Genomic DNA, 17186 nt, shown 5'->3' with positions numbered 1-17186 from the left:
ATTTAAGATACATGAGCAACGTGTTAACCCGGATTATCGACACCAAATATGCCCATATCGAAGCGCTCAAGCAGCGTTTCCCCGAGGCAAGCCTTGCGCCCAAAATCTCAGACCGCAGCCTGTATCAGGAGCTCGCGGCGCCCGAGGCCGGTTTTATTCTGGAATGTAAAAAGGCCAGCCCCTCCAAGGGGCTTATCCGCGCCGACTTCGACCCTGTGGCCATCGCATCAGTTTACAGCCGCTACGCCGCCGCCGTGTCTGTGCTCACCGACGAGCAATTCTTTCAGGGCGATATGGACTATATCCCCAAAGTGCGCGCCGCAATCAGCCAACCTGTGCTGTGCAAAGATTTCTTTATTGCGCCCTATCAGGTGAAGCTTGCCGCCCACCAGGGCGCCGATGCGATTTTGCTGATGCTGAGTGTGCTAGACGATGACGACTACCGCGCTCTTGCCGCAGAGGCCGCCAAGTACCAGCTCGATACTCTCACCGAAGTGAGCAACGAAGAAGAACTCAAGCGCGCCATCGCCCTCAAGGCGCCCATCATCGGCATCAATAACCGCAACCTGCGTGATTTGAGCACCGACCTTGCCACCACCGAAGAGCTGGCGCCGCACATTCCGGCGGATACGTTAGTGGTGAGCGAATCCGGCATCTACACCCACGCCCAGGTCAAGCGCCTGGCTCCCATGGTGCAGGGCTTTTTGGTGGGCAGTTCACTGATGGCCGAAAAGGATTTGGATTTGTCCTGTCGCAGGCTCATCTTCGGTGAAAACAAGGTCTGCGGCCTGACCCGCAATGAAGACATCGAAGCCGCCGCCAAAGCCGGTGCCGTCTATGGCGGGCTGATATTTGCGCCCAAGTCGCCCCGGTTTGTGAGTGACGATGCTGCCCTCGCCCTGAGTCTTGTCAATCAAGCTGCAGCCCAGCCGCTGGCGCTGGTAGGGGTGTTTGTGGATGACAGCATAGAGCACATCGCCGCCCGCGCGAGCGAGTTTAAGCTTGCAGCAGTGCAGCTGCACGGCAGCGAAGATGAAGCCTTTATCGATGCCCTTAAAGCCAAACTGCCGGAAGGATGCGCCCTCTGGAAGGCGGTCGCGGTGGAAGAAAACGCCGTAGGTACCATACCCGCCAATGCCGACCGTATCGTTTTCGACAGCAAAAATGCCCAGGGCTTTGGTGGCACCGGCAGCCGCTTTAACTGGCGATTGGATCTGAAAGGTAAAGAGGGTGCCATGCTGGCAGGGGGCCTGGATGCAGACAACGCTGCCACTGCGGCCACCCAGGGCTTTTTGGGGCTCGACTTTAACTCCGGGCTCGAAACTGCCCCCGGCGTTAAGTGTGCCGAACTGATAGCCAGAGCCTTTGCCGCGCTCAGAAACTACTGACAGATTGCGTTTTAGCGCCCGGCACCGGCCGGGCCTGTGAAGAATTAACAGATTGACCAGATTGGAGATAGCCATGAGCGAGCTTAAACTCGACCCCTACTTCGGTGAATACGGCGGCATGTATGTGCCACAAATCCTGATCCCGGCGCTAAAGCAGCTGGAAACAGCCTTCGTTGAGGCTCAGCAAGACCCTGAGTTTTTAAAAGAATTTCACGATCTTTTGAAAAACTACGCCGGTCGCCCCACTGCGCTGACCTTAACCCGTAACCTCTCGCCCAACCCCAAGGTAAAGATTTACTTAAAGCGTGAAGACTTGCTCCACGGCGGCGCCCACAAGACCAATCAGGTGCTTGGGCAGGCGCTGCTGGCAAAGCGCATGGGCAAGAAAGAAATCATCGCCGAGACAGGTGCCGGTCAGCACGGCGTGGCTACCGCACTCGCCTGTGCCCTGCTGGGATTGAAGTGCAAAGTCTACATGGGCGCCAAAGACGTGGCCCGTCAGAGCCCCAACGTGTTTCGCATGCGCTTGATGGGCGCCGAAGTCATTCCGGTCACCTCCGGCTCGGCCACCCTTAAAGATGCCTGTAACGAGGCCATGCGCGACTGGTCAGGAAGCTACGAAAAAGCCCACTATCTGCTTGGCACTGCCGCGGGGCCGCACCCCTTCCCGACCATTGTACGTGAGTTTCAGCGGATGATTGGCGCCGAGACCAAGGCGCAGATGCTGGAAAAAGAAGGCCGTCTCCCGGATGCGGTCATCGCCTGTGTCGGCGGCGGCTCCAACGCCATCGGCATGTTTGCAGACTTTATCGACGAAGCCTCAGTGAAACTTATCGGTGTTGAGCCTGCCGGTAAGGGCATTGATACCCCGATGCACGGCGCGCCGCTTAAGCATGGCAAGACCGGCATCTTCTTTGGCATGAAGGCGCCTTTGATGCAGGACAAACACGGCCAGATTGAAGAGTCCTACTCTATTTCAGCAGGTCTGGATTTCCCATCGGTTGGCCCGCAGCACGCGTACCTCAATGCGATTGGCCGCGCCACTTATGAGTCCGCCACCGACGATGAAGCGCTGGAAGCCTTCCAGCTGCTTGCCCGCAGTGAAGGCATTATTCCGGCGCTGGAGTCCGCCCATGCGCTTGCCTACGCCCTGCGGCTCGCCAAAGAGGCCACCGATGAGCAAATCATAGTGGTGAACCTCTCCGGTCGCGGCGATAAAGATATCTTCACCGTTTCCGACATTTTAGACGGCAAGGCCAGCGCATAAGGAGTACTGCCATGAACCGATATTCAAACGCCTTTGCCCGCCTGGCTGCCGAGAAGCGCGGCGCCTTTGTACCCTTCGTGACCCTGGGAGACCCCGGCATTGAGGCAAGCCTTGCCATCATCGATGCCCTGGTCGAGGGCGGCGCCGACTGTCTGGAGCTGGGCTTTCCCTTCTCCGACCCGCTCGCCGATGGCCCGGTGATCCAGGGCGCCAACATTCGCGCGCTGGAAGCTGGTACCACGCCGGACGATTGCTTTCGGATGATTACCCATATCCGCGCCAGGTACCCAGAGCTGCCCATTGGCCTTTTGCTGTATGCCAATCTGGTGTATGCCAACGGTATCGAGGCCTTTTACCGCCGCGCCAAGGCGGCTGGCGTCGACTCAGTGCTGATTGCCGATGTGCCTGTGGAAGAGTCTGCGCCCTTCGTCGCCGCCGCCAAGGCCGAAGGCATAGCGCCGATTTTTATCGCCCCGCCCAACGCAGGCCGTGACAGCCTTAAGCAAGTGGCAAGCCTCGGCGAAGGCTATACCTATCTTTTGTCCCGCGCTGGTGTAACCGGCACCGACAACCGCGCCGGCCTGCCGCTGGACTCCATCCTCAGTGCACTTAAGGAGTTTGACGCGCCGCCGCCACTCTTGGGCTTTGGTATTGCGGAACCTGCGCAGGTACGTGAAGCCATTGCCGCCGGCGCCGCCGGGGCCATCTCAGGCTCGGCAGTGGTTAAGCGCATCGAAGCCATGAAGGATGATATTTCAGCGCTTTGCGCCGAGCTGAAAGCCTTTGCTGAGGCCATGAAAGCAGCGACCTGAGCAAACATCCGATAGCAAAAGAGCAAAAAGCGGGCACAGCCCGCTTTTTTATTTCCTGCCAAAAAGAAACCACAATTCCCACCCGCTACGGGTTGACTCGCGGCAGCTGCTGAAATAAAACTTAACGGTACCAGATACTTTCGGCACAGTGACTCAAACCACAGTACCGACACAGCAGCTAAGGAGTGGCCCATGGCCAAGGCATTGCTGGTAATTGACGTTCAGACCCTGCTTTTTGAAGGCGATAAGCCCCCCTACGATGCCGACGCGGTTATCACGCGTATCAACACCCTCACCCACACCGCGCGGGAGAATGGCACCTCGGTCATCTTTATCCAGCATGAGCAGCCAGACACTGCCATTGCCCGGGAGACTCCAGGCTGGCAGCTGGTCAGCAGGCTCGAAGTCGACGAAGACGATTATCTTGTCGGTAAATCCACCCCGGACAGCTTCCTCGGCACTGGTCTCAAGGCGCTGCTGGATGAAATGGATGTGGAAACACTCGCTATCTGCGGCTACGCCAGCGAATTCTGCGTTGATACCACGGTGCGCCGCGCGCTGGCGCTGGGCTATCCGGTGGAGCTTATCAGCGATGCCCACACCACTGCAGATAAACCGCATCTCGAAGGCAAGCTCATTCAGGCACACCATAACGCCACCTTGAGCGCCATCCAGAGCTTTGGCGTGCGGGCGACTCTGATTGATACCCTGAACTGGCAAGGCTGAGCACTCAAGCAAAATGCAGCCCGGCGCGGTGTTTTACCTCCCTGTTTTACCTCATATGGGAGCGTGTTACACTGCGCCTTTGTCTTTTTCAGTGGAAGTCCCATGAAGCAGTTACTCGACTTTTTGCCCCTGCTGGTCTTTTTCGCCGTCTATAAGTTTTTCGACATTTATGCCGCTACCGGCGCCCTGGTGGTTGCCACCCTTATCCAGCTTGCTGTCACCTATATGCTCTTCAAAAAAGTAGAGAAGATGCATCTGGTGACCTTTGTTCTGGTGGCGGTTTTCGGTGGTGCGACCCTGTATTTCCACGACGATGCCTTTATCAAATGGAAGGTGACCATTGTTTACGGCCTGTTTGCCACCGCACTGATTGTGGGCCAGTTAATTGGCAAGCCAATCCTTAAGTCCATGCTCGGCCAGGAAATGCCCGTAGAAGATAAAATCTGGGCACGCCTGACCTGGTATTGGGTGGCATTTTTTGTCGCCTGTGGCCTGATTAACATCTATGTGGCCTTTAGCCTGCCCCAGGAAACCTGGGTGAACTTCAAGGTCTTTGGTCTGACTGCCGCCACCCTGATCAACACGGTTGTAACTGTGGCTTACCTGTTCAAACATATTCCCGAAGAGAAAAAGAAGGAACTCAAATAATGTGGTACATGATCTCGTCTCAAGACGTGCCAAACAGCCTGGAAAAACGTCTCGCCGCCCGCCCGGACCACCTTGCCCGTCTGCAGCTGTTAAGCGATGAAGGCCGTTTGATGCTGGCCGGTCCCCACCCTGCTATCGACAGCGACAACCCAGGCGAAGCCGGCTTCACCGGCTCTTTGGTGGTTGCCGAGTTTGAGTCTTTAGAAGCCGCCCAGGCCTGGGCCGATGCCGACCCTTATATTCAGGCCGGCGTGTATGAAAAAGTGATTGTGAAGCCTTTCAAGCGAGTGCTGCCCTGATGAAGGTTATTTCATTTAACATCAACGGCCTGCGATCACGCCTGCATCAATTGCAGGCGCTTATTGATACCCAGAACCCAGATATCATTGGTCTGCAGGAAACCAAGGTACACGACGAGGCCTTTCCACTGGCCGACGTGGAAGCCATGGGCTACAAGGTCTACTACCACGGCGGCAAGGCTCACTACGGTGTGGCACTGCTATCAAAGGTAGAACCCGAGTCACTGGAGAAGGGATATCCCTGGGATGCCGAAGATGCCCAGCGGCGGATGATTATTGGCAAATTCCGCCAGCCAAACGGCAGACTGCTCACTGTGATGAACGGCTATTTCCCCCAGGGCGAGAGCCGCGACCACGAGACCAAGTTTCCTGCCAAGCGTAAGTTTTATGCCGACCTTCAGCGTCTACTGACCGAGTCTTACAGCAAAGACGATGACATTATCGTGATGGGCGATATCAACATCTCCCCGCAGGATCTCGATATCGGTATCGGTCCGGACAACGCCAAACGCTGGCTTAGAACCGGTAAGTGCAGCTTCCTGCCCGAAGAGCGCGAATGGCTGCAAACCCTGAAAGATTGGGGCTTCGATGACAGCTTCCGGGTGCTGCACCCTGAAAAAGAAGGCACCTATTCCTGGTTTGACTATCGCAGCAAAGGCTTTGATGACAATCGCGGCCTGCGTATCGATGTTATCCTCACCACCAAGTCACTTACCGAAAGGCTTAAAGCGTCTGGTGTGGACTACGATATCCGAGCCATGGAAAAGCCATCGGATCACGCCCCGGTGTGGAGCGAGTTCGAATAATTCGGCAGCAATGCTTAAGATTTGATACCAAAAAAGCGCCCTGGTGGCGCTTTTTGTTTGGTTAAATGCACTACTTGGATAAATGCAGTATCGGCTGTACTCGCTAATCGCACCGACTGCCAACACTGACAGCGAAGCATTGGTTCAAGTTCAGGCTCAAGTTCAGGTGCGATATTGGCCGAGAATATCCCCAAGCGCTACAGATGCGCCGGCGAGCTCCTCCGACAATTCCAGTGCCTTGTGGGCATTGTCGCTGATAACGCCTGACTGGCTGCGAATTTCCGCAAGCTGCGAGGCAATTTCGCGGCAGGCTACGCTCTGCTCTTCCGCTGACGCCGCAATGTGGCTCGCCATATCAAACACCTGATTAACCGATTCGGCCATACTGCCCACATCCTCGCCCACATCCGATACCGCCGTTTTACCCTGCTCAGCGCGGCTGACGATTTCACCGGTGATCCCCGACAGGGAGCGGGTGCCGCCCTGAAGACTCTCAATCATGGTTTGAATTTCCACAGTCGCTTGCTGAGTACGGCCCGCCAAAGTACGTACTTCATCCGCCACCACCGCAAATCCCCTTCCCTGCTCACCGGCCCGGGCGGCTTCAATGGCAGCATTAAGCGCCAGCAGGTTGGTCTGCTCTGAAATACTGTTAATCACGGTCACCACAGCGCTGATTTCAGTGGCCTCCCGCGACAGGGCCTCCACCGAGCTTGAGGCATCTCCAATCTTGCCGGACAGCTCGGCTATGCCGGTAACCGTAGCGGCAATCCGCTTTTGGCTGTCCTGCACTGCACCTGCGTTCTGGCGGGTCTGGCTCGAGGTTGAGGCCGCATTGGCCGATACCTCTTCTATAGCCGAGGTCATCTGAGACATGGCCACAGACACTGAATCGAGAAACTGGTGCTGGCGTCTGGCCAAATCATCGCTGCTGCGCGCCTGGGATGAAAAAGCGCTCGATGCCCGCTTGAGGGTATCGGCATTGCTGCGAATGGCGCTGACCATATCACTCATATTGTCGGCGCAGCGGTCGATTTCACGGGCAATCAGACTGAAATCATCGGTTCCGAAGAAGTTAAGCCGCTGGGTCAAATCACCATCGGCAAGCCGCTTAATGGCCATGTACATATCCCACAGACCGCCACCGAGGGAGGTGGAAATCCAGTAACTTAGCTGAAACAGCGGCAGTAACCCGATCGCAGCCCAAAGGAGCATCATATTAGCCTGGCTGCGCGCCTCCTGCTCACTGGCCGCCACATTTGCACTAAGCGTTATCCGCTCGCCATTGACCTGGGCTGCGGCGGTAACGCGATCGCCACTGCGGCCCTGACCGCCGCCAATCGACAAGCCATGTTTTGAGGCAAAGCCAGCAAGTGCCTCGCCTTTAAGCCCGTCAGCATTGGCAACGGCGGCAAAGGCATCCACTTGCCCCTGCACCTGGGCCGCACTGGCAGCTTCAATGGCCTTTATCTGCAGTTGATGGTTTGCCAGCGCTACCGCAGCTGTAATGGCTGCCACCATGGAACACACGAGCCAAAACTTACCGTTAAGACTGAACTTAATAAGAAAAGCGTCTATTTTTCTGAATGTTATCTGCTTCATCGAAGGTTTCTCCTGTGCCACTCGGCGTTTCAGGTCGCCCGCTAAGTATAGATGGCGACCGCCAGGTGCATCATGTTTAGCACATCACTCGGTTTCAGAGAGTTGCGGCATCGGCAACAAACGGCTGAACAGACCTGTCAGACAGCTCATCCCCAGCCCCATCAGCGCGCCAAGCACCAATGCGGGTACGGCAGCTTGCCAGTCACCATTTAACGCAAACAGCGAGCAGCAACCCAGGAAGGTACCCGGAATAAAGGCAAGCAAGCGTTTATGGGCCTGCAGGCACATGGCGCCGGTAACAATACCTGTGAGGATGGCGGCGCCGGCTCCCACATCGAGCTTGTCAGCACCATAGATGATAAGCCAGGCCCAGAAGACCCCGGACAAGGTAGTTGCCAGGGTAGAACCCAGGCCGCTGAGACTGAGGTTGCCCTGAGCGAAATAGGCACTGCAACCTATAAAGCCGACCCAGGTAACCAAAGAGAAATGGCTGGAAAGCAGCACCCAGAGCGCCGCTAATAGCCCGGCAGCGAGTGCCACAGGCAATCGTTCGTACATGTGTTGACCCCGTTATCTTTATGTTATGGGGCAAACAATAAGTGAAAGTGAATTACAAAAAGCTGACCTGGCCCAAAAAAGTGTGATTCTTTTTTAAGACCAGGTCAGAGAATGACATCAATAGCGGTATTCGGCGGCTTGCTCTCTGAGCTTGTTGGCTTTGCCATCCAGCTCAGAACAAGTTGTTTCCAGGGTATCGATGATCTGTTTCACCGTCATGGAGGAATCACGGATCACCATCAGACTGTTGGCAATGTCCCGGGAAACAAGCGATTGCTCTTCGGTTGATGTGGCCACCTGAGTGTTCACGCCGTGGATTGCAGCGGTACTTTGGCGTATGTCCTCAAACACAGACACGATACGTTTCAGCTCATCACCGGCTTTTTGCATCATCCCCGCGGCCTGAGTCACTGAGCCACTGACCTGACTGGTACGGCTTTGTAAGCTGGCAACAATATCGTCAATTTCTTTGGTGGAATCCTGGGTGCGCTGCGCCAATGAGCGTACTTCATCGGCCACCACCGCAAAGCCTCGGCCCTGCTCGCCTGCACGGGCAGCCTCAATGGCTGCATTCAGCGCCAGCAGGTTGGTCTGCTCGGCAATGGCCTTGATGACCCCAAGCACATTACTCACCTGCGAGCTTTCATTCACCAGATGCTGCATGGCGTTTTGGGTGTTACTGAACTCACTTTCCAGAATATCCATGGCCTTCATGGCCTGATGCACTGTCTCCTGCCCGAGGGTCACGTGGGTTTCGTTTTCAGCGGCGCGGCTTTCGGCGTCCTGGGTATTTTCACTCACATGACTTAAGGTGGCGGTCATCTCCTCCATGGCGCTGGCACTGGTATCCAGCTCATGGGCGACCGAATCGGTATTCTCCCTCGACTGACGTACTGCCGTCCGGGTTTGGTTGGTCAGCTCTGCCACTTCGCGGGCAATAGCGTCTGTGCTTTGCAGCGACCCCGAGAGCGAGGTAATGAAACTGTTGATTTGCGCTTCAATTTCAGCAATTTCCCCTTGGGCATTAACCGAAATACGCTGGCTCAGATCCTTGGCCTTTTGAATTGAACCCAGCTGACGGCAGGTTTTGACCAGAGGGCTGACGATATTGGATTTAACCAGATAGAAGCCCCCCAGGGCCACCAGGATCATCAGCACCAGCGCGCTTTGAGCCCAAATCAGGGCCGCATGCAGATTGCTTAACTGAGACTCAAACTCGACCCCGGTACGACGGTCAAGGGCGGTAAAGAACTTATCGATGGGGGCCATGATTTTCGCTTTTTCAGCATGGTATTGATTGCTGTGCAAAAGCTCCCGCGCCAGCGCCATATCGGGCTCGCCCTGCACCGTGTAATTTTTGCTGTTCGGGTCAATAAAGAGCCCCTTAACCGCGTTCATGGCACGCACTTCAAGGCCTACAAGTGCATCTGAATTGCGCTGGGCTTCATCGAGGTAGCCAAACTCTTCATCGGAAAAGCCAAGCTCCTTCATCATGGATTTGATGGCCTGCAACTTGCCGTCAGGCTTGGGCTTTTCTCCGTAATTGAGCACCAAATCCCAATAGATTTGATGATAATTTTCGGGGCGGGGCTTTTCGCCATTGCGGATCGCGAGGATGTCCAGATACATGCGCTCGTACTTTTCATCGCCGGTAATGGCGTAAGTACGGGCAAGCCGGGTCAGATCGTCGGAACTTTGCCGAAGTTCGTCGGCCAATTGATAGGAAAGATAGCGCACCCGTGCGGCGTCATTCAGCCGGTCGATACGGCTGTCCACCATGGCAGTCAGTATCCCTGTGATAACGGCAGTTAACCCAATGGCACCAAATACCAGGCTCATCATCTTCTTCGCGTTCATGATTCCCTCGAGATTCCACTCTAGTGTCAGCTTTCAGTGTAGGAGGAAATTGTGACAAACGCGCATATTTTTTAACCGCTTAGAATACGGCTAACGGCAGGAGTGGCGAGAGCCAAGCTCTCGCCGTGCAACAGATTTTATCCCAGCAGTTGATCGGCGACGAAGGGGTTGTGGGTGCGCTCTTCGGCAAAGGTCGACATGGGACCATGGCCAGGAATGAACTCCACATCCTGGCCAAGAGGCCAAAGTTTGGTGGTAATCGATTGGATAAGTGCCTGGTGGTCCGAGCCTGGGAAATCGGTGCGGCCGATAGAGCCGCGAAACAGCACATCGCCAACCAAAGCCAGCTTTGCCTCGGCATCAAAAAATACAATGTGCCCCGGCGTGTGCCCTGGACAATGCAACACCTCCAGCAAAGATTCGCCCACAGAAACCCGCTCGCCCTCGGCGAGGTAACGACCAGGCTCAAACGCATCGCAATGGGCAAAGCCGAAGTTCTGGCTCTGGCGCGGCAGATTCTCAAGCCAAAAAGCATCGTCAATATGGGGGCCCTCAATGGCCACACCGGTTTCTTTTGCCAATTTGGCTGCGCCGCCCACATGGTCAATGTGCCCATGGGTTAACAGGATCTTTTCCAGTTGAACCCCTTGTTTTTCCAACGCCTCATAAATCCGTTCGAGATTTCCGCCCGGGTCAACCACGGCGGCTTTTCGGGTGCTTTCACACCAAATGAGGGTACAATTTTGCTGGAAGGGCGTCACTGGAATGATCTGGTATTTCATCGTCGCATTCTCTGGTTTGCTTTGGCGCTAGAATAAGGGATCCTTGCTATTGTGTGCCAGTTTTAAGCGCCGCAAATTGATCTCGGTGGGGCTTTTGCGCACATTCATCCCTTGCGACCCCACAACTTTTGTATACAATCCGCAAACACCACCAATTTAGGGACCTTTTACATGCCGTCACATCACGCCCTGCCCCAGATGCTCGCCACCAAACTGGAGTTCGAGCTGCCGCTTAATTATAAGGCGCCGGATCAAGGCCATATTAAGGTGTTTGCCCGCAGCGTGGTTCGTAAAGACAAGCAAGACGCCAACCTGCCATGGTTGGTGTATTTTCAGGGCGGCCCAGGCTTTGCTGCCCAGCGACCTGTGAGTCACAGCGGCTGGATGAAGCGGGCATTGGAGGAGTATCGGGTGCTGCTGCTCGACCAAAGGGGCACTGGGCTGTCAACACCTGTGAATTACGCCAGCCTCGCGCACCTGTCAGCCAGCGAGCAAGCCGACTACTTAAGCCATTTTCGGGCCGACAACATAGTGCGGGACGCCGAGGCTATCCGTAAACAACTGAGCCCGGACTCACCCTGGACTATCCTTGGCCAAAGCTTTGGCGGCTTTTGTGTACTGCGCTATCTGTCCGCCGCCCCGGAAGGGTTGAAAGAAGCCTATATCACCGGAGGGATCCCGCCACTTGGCCGAAGCGCCGATGAGGTGTACCGGGCCACATATAAGCGGGTTAAGCAGAAAAACCTTGAGTTTCATCGCCGCTTCCCGGATGCCGCTACCTTGCTTAAAAGGCTGCACCAGCACTTGCTGGCGGAAAAAGTGCTGCTGCCGGGTGGACAGCGACTTGAGCCAAAAATGTTGCAACTGCTTGGGATCCATCTGGGGATGGAAGATGGGCCAGAGGGCGTGTATTACCTGCTGGAGCAGGCCTTGATGCACACAGCTTCAGGGGTGAAGATTAATCCGCTTTTCACCGAACGCTTTATGCAAATGCTGGACTACAACACCAATCCACTGTTTTCGCTGCTGCACGAAGCCATTTACTGCCAAAAGCAGGCATCACGCTGGGCCGCCCATCGTATTCGTTGCGAGTACTCAGAGTTTGATGCGCCTTCAGGTGCGCCTATGCTGCTCACCGGCGAGATGATTTACCCCTGGATGTTTGACTGCTTCGACAACCTAAAACCACTCAAGGAATGCGCCGAGCTGCTGGCGGCCAAAGACGACTGGCCCATGTTGTACGACATCGACCAGCTCGCCCAAAACAAGGTACCGGTTGCCGCCGCAATCTACAGTGAAGATATGTTTGTGGAAATGGATTACAGCCTGGAGACCGCCCGCAAGGTGGCCAACCTCAAATACTGGCTCACATCGGAATACGAGCACAACGGTATTCGCATGGACGGTGAGCGGATTTTAAGCAGACTTATCGCCCTCAATCGAACAGAGATATTGCGATAAAGAAATAGCGGCCAATTTCAGCCTCACTTAAGGGCTTATTGGCACACTCAGTGGAGTTCCTCCTCTATTGAGCGTTTGTGTTAACCATCTTGGTTATCGCTTTTCCTGTTGAGTAAGCCAAACCTTGGCTTACTCTTTTTTTTGCCTGATACTGACAGCTGGATCACCGAGGAGACATGCCATGGAAATTCGTAATCCTGAGCAGCTGAGCCCGGAAATTCTGCTGGGTATAGTGAACGAAAAGCTGCGCCTCAACTGCCCTGACAAGCAGGCTCTGCTGTACGAGCTTGGCCTCGAAGAGCAGACCCTCGACAATAAACTGCAAGGCTTCGAGTACGACGCGCTCAGCAATCAGTATCGCAGCCGCTGACTCTTAAGAAGCCAGGCTCGAACAGCCCTAATGCACAGTCACCTACACACCCAGTCGCTCAAATGCCCATTCTCTCAAGCATCTGTTTGACTGAGTGTCTGTTTGACTGAACGTCTATTTGAGTGAACAGCAAGTCGACTGAACCAGACGTCGACTCGCACCCAGCCGACTCAGATGCCAGTCGGAGTGAAAGCTGCCGACGAAGCAAGCGGCCGCGCAGCTTGAGTGCTATGCCGCCTTGCGTGCTCAGTTCAATTCCTATTGGTTAGACTATTAGGGAAGGTGCGAATAAGTCCCCTGCTTGCTCTGCGTGAGCTTACAGTGCATAGATGCAAGGCACAGTTCGCAGCGAATGGCCCTAGTCCTTCGCATCTCTTTGATTTCAAAAGCAGGTAACGTCGCAGATGCCGCTGTAAGCCACGCCCTGCGGGGCTTTGGGCTAGACCTGCATTGACGGTATGCAAAAGCTCAGCGCTGGGTTGACCTTCTAAAGGCGCTCGTCGCTGCAATGGCTTAATGCCGTGGCACTTCGACGGCTTCATACCATTGCACTCAACTTCGGGGGCTTTATGCCGGAGCGCTGCGCTTGGATGATGACTTGGTACCGGCACTGGAACCGGGCTTTGCCGAGGCGCTCTTAGGTGATGTGCCCTTTGCTGCCGTGCGCCGCGGCGTGCCTTTGCGATAAGCGCCTTTTTTGGCCGTCCTTTTGAATGGCTTGCTATCTGACTTCACTCCACTTAACGCCACCGGCAAGGTTGAGGCGGCCGCCTGAATGAGTCCATGCAGCTCAGTGATAAGCGGCTGCATAAAGCCACGGTAGGAAAGCTGCTTCTGGCAAATATCGTTTAGCTGACGCTCCCACAGCGCCGTCATGTCCGCGGTAGTGGCCACCTCCGGCAGGCTTGCTATCAAGCCTCGCCCGGCGGGCGTTGACACAATACTCTTCCCCTGCCTTGCCAAAAAGCCCCGTTTAAACAGCAGCTCAATGATCCCGGCGCGGGTGGCTTCTGTGCCAAGGCCATCGGTGTCTTTGAGGATTTTCTTGATCTCTGCCGAACTGACATACCGGGCAATCCCCGTCATAGCGCTTAGCAAGGTTGCATCGGTAAAGTATTTCGGCGGCTGGGTTTGCTTTGCCAATAATTCCCCATGTTGGCATTGGGCGGTATCGCCCTTTTTCAGTACTGGCAGTGGCGTTTTCTGACTGGCATCATCAGGCGCTTCATCTGGGTCTTTGGCGCCGCCCTGAAACAGCACCCGCCAGCCGGGGGCGCGCTCTACCGAGGCTTTGGCAACAAAACTGCCGCCGTCGATCGTGAGGCTGATTTGGCTGTCAGACATCAGCCTGTGGGGGTAAAACTGTGCCAGATACTGCCTGGCGATATGCTGATAAAGCTGGCGCTCACGCTGACTCAGGCTCGACAATGCCATGCGCTTGCCGGTAGGTACAATCGCATGGTGGGCATCCACCTTGGAATCATCCCAGGCTTTGGATACCAGCCGCAAGTCTGGCTCCGGCACGCCTTGGGTCAGTTCCGGCGCATTGGCCATTACAGCCGCGGTGACGTCAGGGACCAATTGCAGTTGTTCTTTGGGCAAATGGCGGCTATCAGAGCGTGGGTAGGTGATAAGCTTATGGCGCTCATACAGGCTCTGGGCCGTATCCAGTACCTCTTTTGCACTCATGCCAAAGCGTTTGGCGCAATCAATCTGCAACGCTGACAGACTATACAGCAAAGGCGGCGCGAGCTTCTTATCTTTATTGCTGACGTCAGTAACGAGCGCTGGCTTACCGCCAATACGGGTCACCACAGTTTCGGCAAGGCGACGGGAGAGCACCCGGCCCTCTTCATCCATATAGGGCTGGCAGGCCTCGCTGGGTTGCCATTTGGCGCTGAAGTACTCGCCTTTTTCCGTCACCAGATGGGCAAACACCTCGAAGTGATCCTTTGGGGTGAAATGCTCAATCTCTTGGTCGCGACGAACAACCAATCCCAATAGCGGCGTCTGCACGCGACCGACCGATAACACACCGCTGTAGCCCACTTTGCGCCCCTGCAAGGTGTAAGCACGGGTCATATTCAGGCCATACAGCCAGTCAGCCCGGCTACGGGCCAGTGCCGAGGTGGCGAGTGGGACAAACTCTTTATTGCTGCGCACCTGCCCAAGCGCCCGGCGCACAGCGTCGGGGTTAAGGTCGGAGATAAGCAGCCGCTGGGTGGCAGCGAGTTTGGTGACGGGCACCTTGGCATGGGATAGCACTTCATCCACCAGCAACTGCCCTTCACGATCCGGATCGCCGGCATGAACCAGGCCGCTGGCCTGCTTGATCAGGCGTTTTACCACCGCCAGCTGGGATTTGGCCGAGCTTCTGGGCGTGAGCTGCCACACTTCAGGGATGATCGGTAAATGTGCCAGTTGCCACTGTTTAAACTCAGGAGAATAGGCATCCGGCTCGGCTTGCTCCAGCAGATGACCAATACACCAGGTCACACAGTCGCCATTGCCAAGCTCAATGTAGCCATCACCCTTTTTATGGGGCTTGGGTAATACATCGGCTATGGCACGGCCCAAACTGGGTTTTTCGGCGATATACAGGATCATGGCGAATGCGACGGCTTAAAACACTGGATGAATTTACAGTAAATGTAGCGAAAATCCCGCTGCGGCGCAAACATGCCGCTGATCAAATGGGTAGATTTACGCCGAAGATAACGATTGTATGTAAATTTTATTGAGAACGATTCTCAACAAGTTGCAAAATAGCAGCACCTGCTCACCGCCTGGACCCAAGATGTATTCCAAACTGTCTGTAATTACTCACCAGTGGCTGCTGTGCTCGGCGCTGCTGATGCTCGCTGCCATCATCTGCCTGCCGGCCCAATATTGGCCGCTGGTGCTGTTTCCACTTATTTGCATCGGCAAAGAGTGCTGGCATGTGCGCTCGCCGGGGCGCCTCACGCTGACTGGACTGTTTGGGGTCTGGCTTGGCTGTTTTGCCATTGCCATTTGGAGCTGATGATCCAAACAAAAAACCAGCGCCAGGCGCTGGTTTTTTAATGGGCCGTTTGCGGCTTAAGGGTGACCTACGTTGTGCAGCTCGAGATTGGTGCCGATATCGCGGTTGCGATTGGCCTTGGCATCGTCGTTGCGCATTTGGGTCAGGTGATCCAGATAACCCTGAGTCACATCACCTGTGATGTAATCGCCGTCGAATACCGAAGTCTCGAAGCGCTTGATTTCCGGGTTTTCCATCCGCACAGCTTCTACCAGATCGGTCAGATCCTGGAAGATGATGCCATCGGCACCAATCAGCTTGGCGATTTCATCAACATCACGGCCATGGGCAATCAGCTCGTTCGAGGTCGGCATGTCGATGCCATAGACGTTGGGGAAACGGATTTCAGGGGCGGCTGAAGCAAAGTACACCTTTTTGGCACCGGCTTCACGGGCCATTTCGATGATTTGCTCAGAGGTGGTGCCACGTACAATGGAGTCGTCCACCAGCAGTACATTCTTACCCTTGAATTCAGCATTGATGGCGTTCAGTTTACGGCGAACCGACTTCTTACGCTCCTGCTGACCGGGCATGATAAAGGTACGGCCGATGTAGCGGTTCTTCACGAACCCCTGACGATACGGCAGGTCCATCACCCGGGCGATTTCCAGCGCGATATCGCAGGAAGTCTCAGGGATTGGGATCACCACGTCGATGTCGTTATCGAACCACTCTTTCTTGATTTTCTCACCGAGCTTGGCGCCCATGTTAACGCGGCTGGCGTAAACAGAGACCTTGTCGATGGTGGAGTCTGGACGGGCAAAGTACACAAACTCAAAGATACAGGGCGAATACACCGGCGTTTCAGCGCACTGGCGGGTAAACAGCTGACCATCGAGGGTGATATACACGGCTTCGCCAGGTGCTACGTCGCGCATCACTTCAAAGCCAACAGCGTCCAGCGCCACACTCTCAGAGGCCACCATATACTCAGTGCCCTTGGCGGTTTCATGCTTACCCAGCACCAGCGGACGAATACCATTGGGGTCGCGAAACGCCACCAGACCTTCGTTCACAATCATGGCGGTCACGGCATAAGCGCCGCGGGTTTGGGCGTGCACCTTGGCCACGGCATCAAATACCTGATCGGCGCTCAGGTGCTCAGACTGCACCTGCTGCAGCTCATCGGCCAGCAGGTTCAACAGGATTTCTGAGTCAGAAGTGGTGTTCACATGGCGACGTTGCTGCTTCAGGCGGGCAGCCAGTTCCTGAGTGTTGGTCAGGTTACCGTTGTGAGCCAGAGAAATACCGAAAGGAGAGTTTACATAGAAAGGTTGGGCTTCAGAGGAGCTTGAGCTACCGGCGGTGGGATAACGCACATGGCCGATACCGGCGTTGCCCTGCAGGCGCTGCATATGTTTGGGCTCAAACACATCACGCACCAGGCCATTAGCCTTTCTGAGCCTGAATGCATCATTGTCTACTGTGACAATTCCGGCTGCATCCTGACCACGATGTTGCAGCACTGTCAGTGCGTCATAGATGGTCTGATTAACCGAGGAATGGCCAACGATTCCGACGATACCACACATGGGAGAGTGTCCTCTTT

Annotated in this window: 16 protein-coding genes; 10 read left to right on the top strand and 6 right to left on the bottom strand. The window is 55.3% G+C overall.

Annotated features, from left to right (window positions below):
* The first annotated feature begins 11 nt into the window (after nt 1-11).
* The 7 genes from trpCF to xthA all read left to right on the top strand — a co-directional run bounded on the left by trpCF (nt 12) and on the right by xthA (nt 5946).
* Nucleotides 12-1388: a bifunctional indole-3-glycerol-phosphate synthase TrpC/phosphoribosylanthranilate isomerase TrpF gene (gene trpCF / locus MJ923_RS06865; protein WP_240590459.1), complete on the top strand. Its 1377-nt coding sequence runs from the start codon at nt 12-14 to the stop codon at nt 1386-1388.
* 73 nt (nt 1389-1461) lie between these two features.
* The gene (gene trpB, locus MJ923_RS06860) at nt 1462-2655 is read left to right on the top strand and encodes a tryptophan synthase subunit beta (RefSeq protein WP_240590458.1); all 1194 of its coding nucleotides are present in this window, start codon (nt 1462-1464) and stop codon (nt 2653-2655) included.
* A gap of 11 nt (nt 2656-2666) precedes the next feature.
* Entirely contained in the window at nt 2667-3467 is an 801-nt protein-coding gene (trpA, locus tag MJ923_RS06855; protein ID WP_240590457.1) for a tryptophan synthase subunit alpha, read from the top strand.
* A gap of 192 nt (nt 3468-3659) precedes the next feature.
* Nucleotides 3660-4193: a cysteine hydrolase family protein gene (locus MJ923_RS06850; protein WP_240590456.1), complete on the top strand. Its 534-nt coding sequence runs from the start codon at nt 3660-3662 to the stop codon at nt 4191-4193.
* 102 nt (nt 4194-4295) lie between these two features.
* Nucleotides 4296-4841 (top strand): septation protein A, encoded by a 546-nt coding sequence (locus tag MJ923_RS06845; protein ID WP_126167287.1) that lies wholly within the window; start codon nt 4296-4298, stop codon nt 4839-4841.
* Nucleotides 4841-5140, top strand: coding sequence for a YciI family protein (locus MJ923_RS06840; RefSeq protein ID WP_126167288.1), 300 nt, complete (start codon nt 4841-4843; stop codon nt 5138-5140). Before MJ923_RS06845 ends, MJ923_RS06840 begins: the two co-directional genes overlap by 1 nt.
* Entirely contained in the window at nt 5140-5946 is an 807-nt protein-coding gene (xthA, locus tag MJ923_RS06835) for an exodeoxyribonuclease III (protein WP_126167289.1), read from the top strand. The genes MJ923_RS06840 and xthA overlap by 1 nt, the downstream gene beginning before the upstream one ends.
* Before the next feature lie 162 nt (nt 5947-6108).
* Here xthA and MJ923_RS06830 read toward each other — a convergent pair whose 3' ends face one another.
* The 4 genes from MJ923_RS06830 to MJ923_RS06815 form a co-directional block, all read right to left on the bottom strand.
* Nucleotides 6109-7548: a methyl-accepting chemotaxis protein gene (locus MJ923_RS06830; protein ID WP_240590455.1), complete on the bottom strand. Its 1440-nt coding sequence runs from the start codon at nt 7546-7548 to the stop codon at nt 6109-6111.
* An 84-nt stretch (nt 7549-7632) separates the two neighbouring features.
* The gene (locus tag MJ923_RS06825) at nt 7633-8106 is read right to left on the bottom strand and encodes a DUF1097 domain-containing protein (protein ID WP_240590454.1); all 474 of its coding nucleotides are present in this window, start codon (nt 8104-8106) and stop codon (nt 7633-7635) included.
* A 117-nt stretch (nt 8107-8223) separates the two neighbouring features.
* Entirely contained in the window at nt 8224-9963 is a 1740-nt protein-coding gene (locus tag MJ923_RS06820; protein ID WP_240590453.1) for a methyl-accepting chemotaxis protein, read from the bottom strand.
* A gap of 137 nt (nt 9964-10100) precedes the next feature.
* Nucleotides 10101-10745 (bottom strand): MBL fold metallo-hydrolase, encoded by a 645-nt coding sequence (locus tag MJ923_RS06815; RefSeq protein ID WP_126167293.1) that lies wholly within the window; start codon nt 10743-10745, stop codon nt 10101-10103.
* Nucleotides 10746-10916: 171 nt separating this feature from the next.
* Here MJ923_RS06815 and MJ923_RS06810 point away from each other — a divergent pair, with 171 nt between their 5' ends.
* Together MJ923_RS06810 and MJ923_RS06805 are read left to right on the top strand one after the other, a co-directional pair.
* Nucleotides 10917-12206 (top strand): alpha/beta fold hydrolase, encoded by a 1290-nt coding sequence (locus MJ923_RS06810; RefSeq protein WP_240590452.1) that lies wholly within the window; start codon nt 10917-10919, stop codon nt 12204-12206.
* A 181-nt stretch (nt 12207-12387) separates the two neighbouring features.
* The gene (locus tag MJ923_RS06805) at nt 12388-12576 is read left to right on the top strand and encodes a DUF4250 domain-containing protein (RefSeq protein ID WP_126167295.1); all 189 of its coding nucleotides are present in this window, start codon (nt 12388-12390) and stop codon (nt 12574-12576) included.
* Nucleotides 12577-13143: 567 nt separating this feature from the next.
* Here MJ923_RS06805 and MJ923_RS06800 read toward each other — a convergent pair.
* Entirely contained in the window at nt 13144-15183 is a 2040-nt protein-coding gene (locus MJ923_RS06800; RefSeq protein ID WP_240590451.1) for a DNA topoisomerase III, read from the bottom strand.
* A 190-nt stretch (nt 15184-15373) separates the two neighbouring features.
* Here MJ923_RS06800 and MJ923_RS06795 point away from each other — a divergent pair, with 190 nt between their 5' ends.
* The gene (locus MJ923_RS06795; protein WP_240590450.1) at nt 15374-15598 is read left to right on the top strand and encodes a hypothetical protein; all 225 of its coding nucleotides are present in this window, start codon (nt 15374-15376) and stop codon (nt 15596-15598) included.
* Between the two features lie 56 nt (nt 15599-15654).
* Here MJ923_RS06795 and purF read toward each other — a convergent pair whose 3' ends face one another.
* Entirely contained in the window at nt 15655-17169 is a 1515-nt protein-coding gene (gene purF, locus MJ923_RS06790; RefSeq protein WP_126167298.1) for an amidophosphoribosyltransferase, read from the bottom strand.
* Nucleotides 17170-17186 lie beyond the last annotated feature (17 nt).

The organism is Shewanella zhuhaiensis (assembly GCF_022484835.1).
Classification (GTDB): domain Bacteria; phylum Pseudomonadota; class Gammaproteobacteria; order Enterobacterales; family Shewanellaceae; genus Shewanella; species Shewanella khirikhana.
Note: the sequence above shows the minus strand (reverse complement) of the source record. Positions and strands in the feature narration are given on the sequence as shown.

Excerpts from the sequence above, each read along its gene's own strand:
- trpCF (WP_240590459.1), top strand. The coding sequence starts at position 12 with ATGAGCAACGTGTTAACCCGGATTATCGACACCAAATATGCCCATATC.
- trpB (WP_240590458.1), top strand. The coding sequence starts at position 1,462 with ATGAGCGAGCTTAAACTCGACCCCTACTTCGGTGAATACGGCGGCATG.
- trpA (WP_240590457.1), top strand. The coding sequence starts at position 2,667 with ATGAACCGATATTCAAACGCCTTTGCCCGCCTGGCTGCCGAGAAGCGC.
- MJ923_RS06850 (WP_240590456.1), top strand. The coding sequence starts at position 3,660 with ATGGCCAAGGCATTGCTGGTAATTGACGTTCAGACCCTGCTTTTTGAA.
- MJ923_RS06845 (WP_126167287.1), top strand. The coding sequence starts at position 4,296 with ATGAAGCAGTTACTCGACTTTTTGCCCCTGCTGGTCTTTTTCGCCGTC.
- MJ923_RS06840 (WP_126167288.1), top strand. The coding sequence starts at position 4,841 with ATGTGGTACATGATCTCGTCTCAAGACGTGCCAAACAGCCTGGAAAAA.
- xthA (WP_126167289.1), top strand. The coding sequence starts at position 5,140 with ATGAAGGTTATTTCATTTAACATCAACGGCCTGCGATCACGCCTGCAT.
- MJ923_RS06830 (WP_240590455.1), bottom strand. The coding sequence starts at position 7,548 with ATGAAGCAGATAACATTCAGAAAAATAGACGCTTTTCTTATTAAGTTC.
- MJ923_RS06825 (WP_240590454.1), bottom strand. The coding sequence starts at position 8,106 with ATGTACGAACGATTGCCTGTGGCACTCGCTGCCGGGCTATTAGCGGCG.
- MJ923_RS06820 (WP_240590453.1), bottom strand. The coding sequence starts at position 9,963 with ATGAACGCGAAGAAGATGATGAGCCTGGTATTTGGTGCCATTGGGTTA.
- MJ923_RS06815 (WP_126167293.1), bottom strand. The coding sequence starts at position 10,745 with ATGAAATACCAGATCATTCCAGTGACGCCCTTCCAGCAAAATTGTACC.
- MJ923_RS06810 (WP_240590452.1), top strand. The coding sequence starts at position 10,917 with ATGCCGTCACATCACGCCCTGCCCCAGATGCTCGCCACCAAACTGGAG.
- MJ923_RS06805 (WP_126167295.1), top strand. The coding sequence starts at position 12,388 with ATGGAAATTCGTAATCCTGAGCAGCTGAGCCCGGAAATTCTGCTGGGT.
- MJ923_RS06800 (WP_240590451.1), bottom strand. The coding sequence starts at position 15,183 with ATGATCCTGTATATCGCCGAAAAACCCAGTTTGGGCCGTGCCATAGCC.
- MJ923_RS06795 (WP_240590450.1), top strand. The coding sequence starts at position 15,374 with ATGTATTCCAAACTGTCTGTAATTACTCACCAGTGGCTGCTGTGCTCG.
- purF (WP_126167298.1), bottom strand. The coding sequence starts at position 17,169 with ATGTGTGGTATCGTCGGAATCGTTGGCCATTCCTCGGTTAATCAGACC.